Below are 13,392 nucleotides of genomic sequence, written 5' to 3'. Positions count from 1 at the left end.
GTGCAGATCGTCGGGCCCGATGTCACATCGTCGCCGCCGTCATCCTCAGAGCGCCCGTCAGCTCTCCAGCAGGTTCCGCAGAACGTAGGGCAGGATCCCGCCATGCAGGAAGTAGGACTCCTCGGCCGGGGTGTCGATCCGCAGCGTCGCGGTGATCTCCCGGGTCTCTCTGCCGGACTCGATGCGCACCGTGACCTCCTCGGGGAGATGGTCCCTGCCCTCGAGCCCGATGATCGAATAGGTCTCCTGGCCGGTCAGCTCCAGCGAGTGCGCCGACTCCCCGTCGCGGAACTGCAGGGGGAGGACGCCCATCCCGATGAGGTTGGAGCGATGGATACGCTCGAAGGAGGTGGCCAGGACGGCCCGGACCGCCAGCAGCGAGGTCCCCTTCGCGGCCCAGTCGCGCGAAGAGCCGGACCCGTAGTCCGATCCGGCGATGATGAGCAGCGGGATCTGGTCCTCGATGTACGCGCTGGAGGCATCGAAGATGCTCATGCGCTCGCCGTCGGGCCAATGCCGCGTGTAGCCGCCCTCGACCCCGGGCACGAGCTGGTTGCGCAGCCTGACGTTCGCGAAGGTGCCGCGGATCATCACGTGGTGGTTGCCGCGACGGGACCCGTAGGAGTTGAAGTCTCCCGGCGCGACCCCGTGGTCGACCAGGTACTGCCCGGCGGGGGAGTCCTGTCGGATGGCCCCGGCCGGGGAGATGTGGTCCGTGGTCACCGAATCGCCAAGCAGCGCCAGGACCCGGGCGCCGGAGATGTCCTGCACCGGTGCGGGGTCGACGCTCATGCCGTCGAAGTACGGTGGCCGCTGGATGTAGGTCGAGGTGTCGTCCCAGGCGAACCGGTCGGTCTCGGGGATGTGCATGCCCCGCCAGTTGTCGTCCCCGGCGTAGACGTCCGAATATCCCTTCGTGAACATCTCGGCCTCGAGGTTCTCGTCCACCACGGCCTTGATCTCCGCCGTCGTCGGCCAGATGTCGCGCAGATGGACCGGAGCTCCGTCGGCGTCGGTGCCCAGGGGGTCGTGGAGCAGGTCGGCATGCATGGTGCCGGCCAGTGCGTAGGCGATCACCAGCGGCGGCGAGGCGAGGAAGTTCATCTTCACCTCGGAGTGGATGCGGCCCTCGAAGTTCCGGTTGCCGGACAGCACCGAAGCGACGGAGAGGTCGTTCTCCGCGACGGCCGCGCTGACCGCCGGGATCAGGGGGCCCGAGTTGCCGATGCAGGTGGTGCACCCGTAGCCGACGAGGTCGAAGCCGAGCTCCTCCAGGTAGGGCGTGAGCCCGGAACGGTCGTAGTAGTCGGTGACGACGCGAGAGCCGGGGGCGAGGGTCGTCTTCACCCACGGCTTGCTGCTCAGGCCGCGTCCCACTGCCTTCTTCGCCAGCAGCGCGGCACCGATCATGACCGTGGGGTTGGAGGTGTTGGTGCACGAGGTGATGGCCGCGACCACCACATCACCATGGTCGATGGTGGCGGTCTTGCCGTCCAGGACGATGTCGGCGGGATCGGATGGCCACGTCAGCGGGTTCCCCTTCTCGTCGTACTGGTGAGGCGGTGCATCTCGAGGGATCGTGGAGCTGATCGCGACGGGGTCGCTGGCCGGGAAGGAGTCGGCGGAGGCGTCGTCGAGGCCGCCGGCGATGGCGCTCTCGTGCGATTCTCCGGCGAGCAGTCCGCGCACGGCGCGCTGGGCGATCGTCAGCGGGATGCGGTCCTGCGGGCGCTTCGGCCCGGCGATGGAAGGCGTCACGGTGGACAGGTCGAGCTCGACGATCTGGCTGTAGTCCGGGACGTGGTCCGGGTCGTGCCACAGACCCTGCTCCCGGGCGTACGCCTCGACCAGTTCGATCTGGTGCTCGTCGCGGCCGGTCAGTCGCAAGTAGTTCAGCGTCTCCTGGTCGATGGGGAAGATCGACCCCGTCGAGCCGTACTCGGGGCTCATATTGCCCAGCGTCGCCCGGGTCGCCAGCGGGACGTTGGCCACTCCGGGGCCGAAGAAGTCGACGAACTTGCCCACGACCCGGACCCGGCGCAGCAGCTCGGCGACGGTCAGGACCAGATCGGTGGCGGTGGTGCCCTCCGGCAGCTCGCCGGTGAGCTTGAGGCCGACGACCTGCGGGATCAGCATGCTCATCGGCTGACCGAGCATCGCCGCCTCCGCCTCGATGCCACCCACACCCCAGCCGAGCACACCCAGACCGTTGACCATGGGGGTGTGCGAATCGGTGCCGACCAGGGTGTCTGGGTAGGCCTGCGGACCATCGGGACTCTCCCGGGTGAAGACCACGCGGGACAGGTACTCCAGGTTGACCTGATGGCAGATGCCCGTGTCCGGAGGGACCACCAGGAAGTCGTCGAAGGACTGCTGAGCCCAGCGCAGGAGCTGGTAGCGCTCCTGGTTCCGCTCGAACTCCAGCTCGGCATTGATCCCGAACGCGTCGGACCGCGCGAAGACGTCGGCGATGACCGAATGGTCGATGACCAGCTCGGCAGGGATCAGCGGGTTGATCTTCCGCGGATCACCGCCCAGCTCCGTCATGGCGTCGCGCATGGCCACCAGGTCCACCACGCAGGGCACCCCGGTGAAGTCCTGCATCAGCACGCGGGCCGGCGTGTACTGGATCTCGGAGTTGGTCCGGGCCTGCGGGTCCCAGGCGCCCAGCGACCGGATCTGCTCGGCGGTGATCAACCGGCCGTCCTCGTTGCGCAGGAGGTTCTCCAACAGCACCTTGAGACTGTAGGGGAGACGGGCGGATCCCTCGATCTGGTCGATCCGATAGATCTCGTACGCCTTCTCGCCCACGCTCAAGTGGTCGCGAGCACCGAAACTGTTGTTCGACATCTCTTCCTCTCCTGGAATGCAGATACTCAGATGGACTGTCAGCGGCCGAAGAACTCGTCGTCGCTATCATCGCGGCCCCCCGCCGTCGCAAGCTGCCCGCCGGAGGGCGCCGGCTGCGCCGCGCAGCGATTCCTTGCCCGAGGCGGAACGCCGGGTCCAGCGGACCTCGCGCGGTCGGCGATGATCATGTCGCTCCTTCGCACCCAGGCCGGGTCCGTGACGAATCGTCCGTCATCCTGTCGACCAGGCCTGGCAGGCGATCTCCCATCCATCGGACGGGTCGACCGACCGCTGTCTGCGGCATCGCGTCGTCAGGATCAGTGAACTACGTCACCAACATAGTTCAACCCTCGATTCCTGACCAGGAACTGCCGGCCGCCGGCCCATCGTCGACTCCATGTGCTCAGCCTCGATGCGCCGAGGCGGTTTCTGGAGTGAATCTCGCTGGTTCCGGTAAGGCGGCGAACGTGGCATCGGTGTGAGGGCGTGCGGGAGCTGCCGGTCTGCCCGGCCCTTTTACTGCGGGTTCCTTCTCGTTGGGACAGGTAACTGCTGGTCAGGTCATCAATAGGCCGCTGGCGGTGGTGTCGAACATCGTCTCCCAGGCGGTTTGCCAGGGCCAGTTTCGGGGTAGGTGCAGTCGCCAGGAGCGAGCACGGTTGGCGATCCGAGCGGGCACCGCGATCAGATGATCGAGGAGGGTTCTCCAGCGGGCGCGGGCATGGAAGCTCGAGGCCAGCACCCCGGCAGCGCGGGTGAGGTTGAACGCGATCGCGGCCAGCACGGTCCAGGCACTGTTGGCGGTGAACACTCCGGAGGGGCAGTGGGCCAGCGGCCCGGCTTTGAGGTCGGCGATGATCTGCTCGATGATCGCGTGGTCACGGTGGGAAGCCTCCGCGTCCAGCATCGGCAGCGGTGAATCGGTGAACACTGCGTGGTGACGGTAGGTATCTAGCAGTCCGCCCTGCTCACTGCCACCTTGGCGGGGGTTCAGCCGCTTGACGCGACGGACGATGAGTCGGGCCGTGACGTGCTCGGCCTGCTTGCGAGAGGTGAAGGCGGTGTAGTCGATCTCGGCGACTTCGGCGTCGGAGATCCACCGCTGTTCGACCTCATCCCAGATCGCCTGTGGATACTTGATCGGCGTCCATTCCTCGTCGGGGATACGGGAGATCGCCCCGACCACGCTGGGGTTCATCCGCGCGGTGATCGAGAAGTGGGCCCCGCCCCGGCGGGCCGCGGCCACCGCGTCGTGCTGGAAGTAGGCCGAGTCGGCACGGACGGTGACCATCCCCGTCACCCCGGCCCGCTTCGCGGTGGCCAGGGCGCTGCCGATCAGCGCCGGGGCTCCGTGGGCCGAGGCCGCTGCGCCCCGGCGCAGCCGGATACCGGCGATCACCGGCGCTGCCTGCAGCGTCGAGACCGCAGCGACCTGCGCGTTCAGGCCCTTGACGCCGCTGTAGCCGTAGCCGGTGCCCTGCTTGGCGTATCCGTGGGTCTCCCGGATGGTGTCATCGATATCGATGAACGCGACCTCCTCGCCGCCGGCCAGCAGGCCCGGCACCCTCGCGGCCAGGCCGGCAAGGACCCGGGAGGCGACCGCGTCCAGCTGCCGCACGTGCCCGAAGGTGTAGCCGCGCAGATGGGTGCCCAGCGTCGTCGGTGCTCGATGCTCGGTAAAGGCCCGGCCCATCCCACCATGACGCAGCAGGTCCATATCCGAGATGCTGTCGGCACCGGCGATCATCCCCGCCACCAGCGATGGGACCTTCACCCCGACGTTCGAGCCGATACTGCCGGGCACCGTCACGTGCTCCTCGACCAGGTCGGACAGCCCCACTGACTGGGCGAGCGCCATCACCGGCACCAGCCCCGCACGAGCGATCAGATTGTCATCGTCGAACTCAGCCCTGAACTTATGGGAGACTCGCACTATCGATGCTCCTGTTGCGTAGCGTTTTGGAACCTTTGAACAGTCCCATTATCGCTGGTCACAGGAGCATCGTGCTGTTACGACCCACCCACTACCCCGGCGGATCCAGGCTCAGCGGGGCATCCCCGATCGTGGAGGCATCGCTGTGGGGTCGTCACCACCCCTCGCCCGCTGGCCGGGGCGCGACGGAATCCAGTAGAAGACTTCACGGGGTGGATCTCGGCTCCTACACGCTGTCGCCGCTCGTCCTGGGCCTCAGAGGGGTATGGCCCGCCGGGCGGATCTGCTGCGAGCCTCCGCTGTTGAGCCCTGGTGAGGATCGTGGAGGCCGGGCGACCGGCTGTCTCCCTGAAATACCCCTGCCGGCAACCCTCTGAGTAGGTCGCGAGCGTGGAGCCCCTCCAATGCCCATGCGGCGGTGGCCGAGGGTCTGACAGGGTTCAGGTCATCGTCTCTGACCCAGGGCGCGTGACGCGTCTCCGTCGTGCGCGGCGTAGAGCTTCCTGCCCGGGTTGGCTGTCACGCCGTACAGGACCACGCTGACAGAGACCGCCAACGTGATCGCCGAGAACAAGGCCGGGTCCTGCACGCCCTCGTGGCGCGCGTGTGCCATGTAGAACAGTGCGCTGACCCCCATCGGTCCGAACCAGCCCATGAACGCGGCCTGGGATCTGCGAACGCCCAACCACCGGGCGACGGCGATGACGATCCCCAGTCGGCGCAGCAGCACGACGCCCACCAGGAACAGGATCACCCTCCAGCTCAGCTCGGACCACGCCGCCCAGGGCAGCACTGCCCCGAGGATCGCGAAGAGCGGGATGACGAGGTACCCGTTGATGCCCTCGTCGACTGCGGCCTGGTGCTGGCGGGGACGGTTCGGCACCATGCGGTTGTAGGCCAAGCCGGCCATGAACACGGCGAGCACCCCGGCCACGTCGAGCAGCCGAGCGACTCCCAGGACGGCGAGGGCCAGCAGCAGGGTGTAGACCAGCTCAGGTCCCTCTCCCAGAATGTGATGGCGCAGCGCCGTTCTCAGGCAGAGCCCTGCCAGCCACCCCATCGCGACGCCGATGGCCACCCCCGCTGAGACCTCCCAGCCGACCAGGGCGAACGCATTCTTGATGTCGGTAGCGGGGAGGGCTACGGCGGTGCTGACCCCCACCAGAACGATCCCGAGCCCATCATTGGCGCCGCTCTCCATCGTCAGCATCGCGCGCACGCGTTCGCTCAGGGTCTTCTCTGCGGCATCTCCTGTCAGCACCGAGGCGGCGAGGACCGGGTCGGTCGGCGCGAGGCAGGCACCGATCACCAGTGCCAGTGCGATCGGAACCCCGAGAGCGAGCGCGGACAGGCCGGTGATCAGGGCGGCGAGCGGCATGACCACGATGAGGAGCACCAGCACCGGTCGGAGCAGCCCCCGCAGGGAGTCGAACCCGAAGCGCACGGCCGCGGCCATCACCGATAGGGCCAGCAGCACGCGGCTGCCTTCCAAGAAGATGACATCGCGTGCGCCCTCGGATATCTCGATGAGTCCGAGCGCGGCCGGCCCCAGCAGAACGCCGAGGAGCAGGGCCACCAACGGCTCTGTCAGGGGAACCCAGCGCTGCATGGGGGTGTTGAACAGCGCGAGCACGATCCCCGTGAGACCGATCCCGGCCAGTGCAAGAGGCAACCAGTTCATCAGCACGTCAATATCCTAGGCGTTCGATCGGCCGCTGTATCCGGTCCGCAGCATCGGGGATCATCACAGTCCCGCCGCCAGGACCGGCAGGGAAGATGTGGTCTGAACAGGCGGTATGGACAGACGATACTGGTGAATACCCCGAGAGAGCGGCTCACCGCAGAGCACTGGCTGGAAACCACCGACCCGGACCTCTCGGCGCTGGACCGCTCGGGCGGCGATGCGGGCGAGTGGATGAGGCGCTCCTCGAGCGGTCCGGCGGCGCCTGCGCTTCGACGCTCATCGCCACGTCCGCGGGGAAGATCGGGTGCTGCCGTCGTGCGGGCTGGATCCGTTCCGCGATGGTGGACCAGGATCCCCGGGCGGTCGCATCCCCTCCAGGCGTGGGTCTGACACAGGGCGAGGTCCGGTCGCGCATCAACTGGGTCCACCACAGCAGCGCACCCCGCCATCGGGACGCATGCGGTTCCGGATAGGGTCCTCGGTCTGCATGTGGCGACACATCTGCTTACCTTCGGCGACTGACCACCCTTGTGCGGCATAGTGGGGTCATGCCCACCACGCAGCGCGTCGCCTAGGGCAGCCGGAGCTGCCTCTCGGGCACGGATCCGTCGGACTGCCCCGCGGTCCCGTACACCGGCGATACCTCGCGCGTGGACATCGTGGAAGTCGTGGTGACATACCAGTGTGTCCAGGACGCCCTGAACTGCTCCAACGCTCGGACCCCCAGCCACCTGGGTGCACTGGCTCTTCGACATCCTCGCACTCGTCACCGCAGCCTGCACGCCCCTCGCACCGCCCCCGCCAACGCGGGCCCTGGAGGCGGCGACGGTCGATGGCGTCGCCGACGACGACGCCATCGACGACACCACCCCGACCGGTGAGACTCAGCACGTCCGGCTGCCTGGTATCAACGCCTCAGAGGTCTCCCACGATAACGAACCAGGCCAGTGCGGGGGAGCGGGCCTGCTGAACAGCTTCGTGCATTGCGCCCCGAGGGGACTGGCGTGCACTTCCAAGCCGACGCGGCGGCAGACGATCAGGACCGCTACGGCAGGCTCCTGCGCTACGTGGAGCTCGAGACCGGCGAGGATGCCGGTCATGAACTGATCAGCGCTGGCTACGCCCACGCCAGGGCGTCAGCCTCTGCCCCGGACCCAGCCTCCTACGGGCCTTCTGGACGCTGAGCTGCCACGTAGCGTCCGACGAGTCGGTCCTGCATCTCACCGCAAGGATAGGCTAGGCTTGCCTAAGATCGAGCGAGAGGGTCGTGCATCGCACCGAGAGGAATCGCGTCATGGAACTGCGCACCACGAAAGACTTTGCCATCCGTCGCTCACCGGGGGAGAACACGCCCACCGTCACTGTGATCGCCGGCGGCGAGGAGAACGGACCAGACGTCGGCGTCGCGCGAGTGCGGGTCCCGGTCGGTGCTTCGATGCCTGCGCATCGGCACAACGGGTCGGACGTGATCATCACAGCCGTCGCCGGGCAGGTGAGCATCTCCGACGGTTCGGCATCCATCGACGTTCCCGCCGGTTCTTCCGCAGTGATCGGCAAAGACGAGAAGGTCTCGCTGCGTAACTCGTCCGATGAATCCGCTGAGCTGATCGTCTCAGCCGGGCCCGCCGACTTCCTCGCCGGGATCCGACAGTGGCCGGACCCTACCCATAGCTGAGCCCAACCCCATCCGCAACACTCATCGATACCGAATGGAGAACACCCATGATCGATCCGAAGTCTCTTCCCGAGAGCGACCCGCGCCGGCACACCATGCAGGTCCGCGCCCGCTTGACGGAGCTCGCCGAGCATCTGCGCGAGGACGTCCAGAAGGTGGACGACCCCAGCTTCAAGGCCCTGTTCGAGACCACCGCATCGGTCCTCGTCGGCCTAGAAAGCGCGGTCGCCGGCTACGAGGACAAAACCGACAACGCATGGCGGTAAAGGTGCCACAGCTGTCAATGGACGTAACCCGTAGAACAGCCAGATTGATGGCCGTTCGATAGACGTCACCGTCACCCTCGTGCGAAATATGATCCGGGAGCGACAGGCCGAGGGCACCGCGCTCGCGAAGAAGATCCCGGCAAGCACCCAGGGCGCAGGCGCCGGCTCGACAGCGACCGGATCCGCGAGACCGCAACGCCGTCGCAAGTGGCATCCCTGAAGCGCAGATCGCACGCACCTGCGGGGTCAGCCGAAACACGCTTTACCGCTGCCTTGGGCAGCTGGACCCCCATCTCCCCGAGACGCTCCCGGCGATGACGAAGTCGGTGAACGCGTCGAAGGCGTCCGGGGCGGTGCGGTGGCGCATGCCCGGTTCGCGGTCCCCGCGCAGGTAGGAAAGGATGATCATGCGGTCGTGGCCGGTGCGCCGGGCGATCTCGCTGATCGTGATCCCCTGCGACGGAGCGACCCGGACCGGGTGAGCTCGCCAGCACAACTGGGGAATCTCAGCGAGCATCGCCAAGCCGGTGCGACAGCCGGGGTTCTCCACTCCGGAGGCGTCCCCTCGGGACCGCCTCGGTCATGCTGAGGATGTCGGCACGTCCAGCCCGCCGGCCAGCACCTCGGCGAGGTGGACAGCCGTACGCCGTGTGTTGCCCTGCGCGATCTGCGTGCGGCAGCTGAATCCGTCGGCGATGACCAAGGTCTCGGGGGAGGCGTCACGCACTGCCGGGAGCAGCACTCGTTCGGCACACGCCATCGACACGTCGTAGTGGCCCTGCTCGAATCCGAAGTTCCCGGCGAGACCGCAGCAGCCCGAGTCCGGCACCTCGGCGTCGATGCCCGCGCGATGCATCAGCTCCAGATCAGCGTCGAAGCCCATCACGGCGTGCTGGTGGCAGTGGGTATGCACGAGCGCCGCGCGACGCACCTGTGGGGGTTCCCAATCCTGGGGCGCGTGCTCGAGAAGGAACTCTGCCATGGTGCGCGTCTGGGCGGAGAGGCGTTGGACCATCTTGTCGTCGGGGAGCATCTCCGGCATATCGGTGCGGAAGACCGCTGTGCAGGAAGGTTCCAGACCGATGATCGGGGTACCGGCCTCGAGCCACGGACGAAGCACCGCCAGGGTATGTCGGAAGACTCTCTCGGCCACGGAGAGCTGGCCGGTCGAGACCCAGGTCAATCCGCAGCAGACCGACCCGTCGGGGATCGTGACGTCGAATCCCGCGGATTCCAGCAGAACGACGGCGGCGCGTCCGATGTGGGGATCGAAGCGATTGGTGAAGGTGTCGGGCCAGACCACGACGGTGGTCTCGGCGCGCGGATCCGGTTCCGGTCGCCCCACGCTATGCTCGGACCACCATGCGAGGAATGTCTGGTGGGCGAAGGCGGGGGTCTCCCGCTCGATCGCGATGCCGGCGAGCCGCTTGCAGATCGTGGACAGGACGGGCGCGCTGAGCACCCGGTTGACCAGTCGTGGAGCCTGTGAGGCGATCCGTGCCAGCAAGGGCAGCCAGCCCATGGAGTAGTGCGCGACGGGGCGGACCCTGCCCTTGTAGTGCTGGTGTAGGAACTCGGCCTTGTAGGTGGCCATGTCGACGTTGACGGGACAGTCGGTCTTGCAGCCCTTGCAGGAGAGGCAGAGGTCGAGGGCGTCGCGCACCTCCGTGGAGCGCCAGCCGTCCTTGATGGGGGAGTCCTCGTGCGGACTCAGCATCTCAAAGAGCAGTCGCGCGCGACCTCGGGTGGAGTTCTCCTCCTCTTTCGTCACCATGTACGAGGGGCACATCACCCCGCCGTCCTGGCTGCGGCAGTTGCCGATGCCGACGCATCGCATGGTGGCCCGCGTGAAGCTCCCGTCGTCGCCGGGGTACTGGAATGTGGTGCGGTAGTGGGTGGGGTCCCACTCCGAGCCCAGACGCAGGTCCTCGTCCAGGCGGTTCGGCTGCACGACCTTGCCGGGGTTCATCAGGTTGCGAGGATCGAACAGAGCCTTGACCTCCCCGAAGGCATGGACGATCTCGGCACCGAACATCGTCTCGAGCAGCTCGCCCCGAGCCTGCCCGTCGCCGTGCTCGCCGGACAGCGAGCCGCCGTAGGACGTCACCAGTTTCGCGGCCCTCTCGAGGAAGCAACGGAAATCGGACACCCCGTTGGCGGTGACCATGCCGAACGGGATCCGGATGTGCACGCAGCCCTGCCCGAAATGGCCATACATCGCGGGCTCGCCGAGGTCGAACTCATGGAAGAGCGACTTCAGATCCCGCAGGTAGTCACCGAGCCGCTCCGGCGGTACGGCGGAGTCCTCCCAGCCCGGCCAGGTGTCGGGCATCCCCGGTGGCCGGGCGGTGGCTCCCAGGCCTGCCTCCCGCGCCTTCCACAACTTCTCCTCCTTGGCCGGGTCGTCGGAGAAGTTGACCCGGGCGTCGTGCTCGCTGCGGCCGAGCGCTTCGAGCAGCTCCTCGACCCGGCGATCCGCTTCCTCGGCGGTCTCGCCGCCGAACTGGACGAGGAGCCAACCGGTGCCGTCGGGCAGCATCGACCGGGCGTCCTCGCCGATGTGCTCAGCGGCCTCGAAATCGATGAGCTGGCTGTCGACACCCTCGAGCACGATCGGATCCGAATGCTCCAAGATGGTCGGGACGGCGTCCGCGGCCGCAGTGATGTCGTCGTAGCCGAGCACCACCATCGACGTGTGCGCCACCGTGGGCATGAGCTTCAGCTCTGCCCTGAGGATGGTGGCGAGGGTCCCCTCGCTGCCCACGATCAGGCGTCCCACGTCGAAGGAGGACTCCGGCAGCAGCGCATTGAGGTTGTACCCGGAGACGCGACGGGGGATGTCGGGGAAGCGGGCGCGGATCAGCTCGCCGTAGCGCTCGGCGACCTCGTGCAGACCGCGATGGACATCGGCCTTCGGACCACCGTCGGCGAGGATGCGCTCGAGCTCCTCGTCGCTGGTGGGACCGGCCCACCAGCGGTCGCCGGCGTGGGTGAGGATCTCCAGCGCGACGATGTTCTCGTCCGTCTTGCCCGAACGCTGTGCGGTGGCCCCGCAGGCGTTGTTGCCGAGCATGCCGCCCAGTGCGCAGTGGCTGTGGGTGGACGGGCGGGGACCGAACTGCAGGCCGTACGGCGCGAGCTGCTCGTTGAGCTCGTCCAGGACGATTCCCGGCTCGACCACGCACGTCTGCGCCTCCGCGTCGACCGAGATCAGCCGGTGGCAGTACTTGCTCCAATCGATGACCACGGCCACGTTGGTGCACTGCCCACCGAGGCTGGTGCCCCCGCCCCGGGACAGCACAGGAGCCCCGTGCCGTGCGCACACGGTGATGGCCGCCACCCCCGCCTCCACGCTGTGGGGGACGACGACCCCGATCGGCACCTGCCGGTAGTTGGAGGCGTCGGTGGCATAGGCGCCACGGCTGCCAGGGTCGAAGCGCACCTCGCCGTCCACCTCCGCACTGAGGTCCTGCCCCAGAGCTCGGGTATCGATGTCGGGGAATCCTCGGGGTGCCGGTCGGGGGATCTGGAGGAGCTCGCTACTGTTCACTGGCGGTTCACCTTCCGATGGTCACGGTCGAGGCCCGGTCCCACACGGACCCGAACTCCTCGGCATCGTCGTCGAAACCCAGCCTTCCCAGCAGGCCGGTGCGCGTCAGCGTGAGGTGTCGTCGTGCGCTGGTCCCGCCGGCACCGCTGTGTGCTTCGTGCAGGTTCAACATGTCTACTCCCTCCCGTCCGGACCCGCAAGGATCGCTGCACCAGCATCGGAGCTCGGCACACCGCGGTCAGCTGAGGCCGGGTGCACTGACTACTGATCGCGCCAGTTCAGACCGATCAGCCTCCGCCGGCTCGTGAACGCGGTGCGGAGGCCTTCGTCGTCGCGTCGAGCAACCTTCCGGTCGGTCCTCATTGCGCTCCCATGGCAGCAGGCCTAGATCAGCCCCGCCGCGCCCTCGAACCGATTTCGCTCACGGCATGCCCTCACCCGAACGGCCACAGGTGTGCTCCGTCGGTCGTGGACCGACGGAGCACACCGATCGGTGCGGTGGGGTTCGCCCGGCTACCGATTGCCGTGATCCGGGGCAGGCGTGTGTCGGAGCTGACTGTCCATGTCCTCGAGCTCGATGCCCGCCGTCTCCTTGACGAGGTGCTTCACGAGGAAGAACGACGCGAGGGCGCTGAGTGCGTAGAAACTGTACGAGCCGGTCAACGAGATCGCCGCCATCACGGGGAAGGTGGTCGAGATGGCGAAGTTCGACAGCCAGTTCACGGCGGTCGAGACGGCCATCGCCCCGGCACGGATTCGGTTGGGGAACATCTCGCCGAGCAGCACCCACATGATCGAGCCCCAGGCCACGCCGAAGAAGGCGACGAACAGGTTGGCGCTGACGAGGGCGACCACACCCCAGACGCCCGGCAGCAGGACCTCACCAGCGACGGTGGTGATCGCCTGCGAGAACGCGAGTGCCATGACCCCGAGGGTCACCGCCATGCCGAGTGACCCGGAGAGCATGAGCAGGCGCCTGCCAACCTTGTCGATGAGCAGGAGCGAGAGCACCGTCGCGCCAATGTTGATGAGGGAGGTGATCGCGGTGATGAGCAGTGCGTTCGACTCACCGAATCCGACCGAGCGCCAGAGGGTGGTCGAGTAGTAGAAGATGACGTTGATACCGACGAACTGCTGGGCGGCCGCGACGAGGATGCCTACCCACACGATCGGCTTGAGCCCGAACGCCCGACCCGCGAGATCGCGTAGCGATGCGCGGCGGTCCGTCTGCAGCGAGCCACGGATCTCCTCGATCTTCGCGCGTGGGTCGGCCAGGCCCGTGCAGGTCCTCAGCACGTGCTCGGCGTCCGCGTCGCGCCCGAGGCCGACGAGGTATCGCGGTGACTCCGGCACCCTCAGCCTGGATCCGCCGGCCGATTGGGCGGGTCGTGACAGCCGAATGCCCCTGTGACCAGCGATAATGGGACTTGTAGA

9 protein-coding genes are annotated in these 13,392 nt (G+C 67.4%); 3 read left to right on the top strand and 6 right to left on the bottom strand.

All coding sequences use genetic code 11. The annotated features are described in order from the left end of the window. Positions 1-57: 57 nt before the first annotated feature. The 3 genes from acnA to ACHUEU_RS14475 all read right to left on the bottom strand — a co-directional run bounded on the left by acnA (position 58) and on the right by ACHUEU_RS14475 (position 6,464). Positions 58-2,850, bottom strand: a complete 2,793-nt coding sequence (gene acnA / locus ACHUEU_RS14485) for an aconitate hydratase (protein WP_394216832.1) — start codon at positions 2,848-2,850, stop codon at positions 58-60. A 556-nt stretch (positions 2,851-3,406) separates the two neighbouring features. After that, positions 3,407-4,783, bottom strand: coding sequence for an IS1380 family transposase (locus tag ACHUEU_RS14480; RefSeq protein ID WP_394216831.1), 1,377 nt, complete (start codon positions 4,781-4,783; stop codon positions 3,407-3,409). Between the two features lie 445 nt (positions 4,784-5,228). Beyond that, the gene (locus ACHUEU_RS14475; protein ID WP_394216868.1) at positions 5,229-6,464 is read right to left on the bottom strand and encodes a cation:proton antiporter domain-containing protein; all 1,236 of its coding nucleotides are present in this window, start codon (positions 6,462-6,464) and stop codon (positions 5,229-5,231) included. 950 nt (positions 6,465-7,414) lie between these two features. Here ACHUEU_RS14475 and ACHUEU_RS14470 point away from each other — a divergent pair. The 3 genes from ACHUEU_RS14470 (at position 7,415) to ACHUEU_RS14460 (ending at position 8,408) form a co-directional block, all read left to right on the top strand. Beyond that, a complete protein-coding gene (locus tag ACHUEU_RS14470; protein WP_394216830.1) occupies positions 7,415-7,651 on the top strand; it encodes a thermonuclease family protein in 237 nt (78 codons plus the stop codon). A 110-nt stretch (positions 7,652-7,761) separates the two neighbouring features. Further along, the gene (locus ACHUEU_RS14465; RefSeq protein ID WP_394216829.1) at positions 7,762-8,142 is read left to right on the top strand and encodes a cupin domain-containing protein; all 381 of its coding nucleotides are present in this window, start codon (positions 7,762-7,764) and stop codon (positions 8,140-8,142) included. A 47-nt stretch (positions 8,143-8,189) separates the two neighbouring features. Continuing rightward, on the top strand, positions 8,190-8,408 hold the full coding sequence (locus ACHUEU_RS14460) for a hypothetical protein (protein ID WP_394216828.1): 219 nt from the start codon (positions 8,190-8,192) through the stop codon (positions 8,406-8,408). Positions 8,409-8,988: 580 nt separating this feature from the next. Here ACHUEU_RS14460 and ACHUEU_RS14455 read toward each other — a convergent pair. The 3 genes from ACHUEU_RS14455 to ACHUEU_RS14445 form a co-directional block, all read right to left on the bottom strand. After that, positions 8,989-11,958 carry an FAD-binding and (Fe-S)-binding domain-containing protein gene (locus tag ACHUEU_RS14455; RefSeq protein ID WP_394216827.1) on the bottom strand — a complete coding sequence of 990 codons (2,970 nt, stop codon included), beginning with the start codon at positions 11,956-11,958 and terminating at the stop codon, positions 8,989-8,991. Positions 11,959-11,965: 7 nt separating this feature from the next. Then, positions 11,966-12,130 (bottom strand): hypothetical protein, encoded by a 165-nt coding sequence (locus ACHUEU_RS14450; protein WP_394216826.1) that lies wholly within the window; start codon positions 12,128-12,130, stop codon positions 11,966-11,968. 341 nt (positions 12,131-12,471) lie between these two features. Then, a complete protein-coding gene (locus ACHUEU_RS14445; protein ID WP_394216825.1) occupies positions 12,472-13,311 on the bottom strand; it encodes an MFS transporter in 840 nt (279 codons plus the stop codon). Between the last annotated feature and the right edge of the window lie 81 nt (positions 13,312-13,392).

It is taken from the genome of Brachybacterium vulturis, assembly GCF_043641765.1.
GTDB classification, from domain to species: Bacteria; Actinomycetota; Actinomycetes; order Actinomycetales; family Dermabacteraceae; genus Brachybacterium; species Brachybacterium vulturis_A.
Note: the sequence above shows the minus strand (reverse complement) of the source record. Positions and strands in the feature narration are given on the sequence as shown.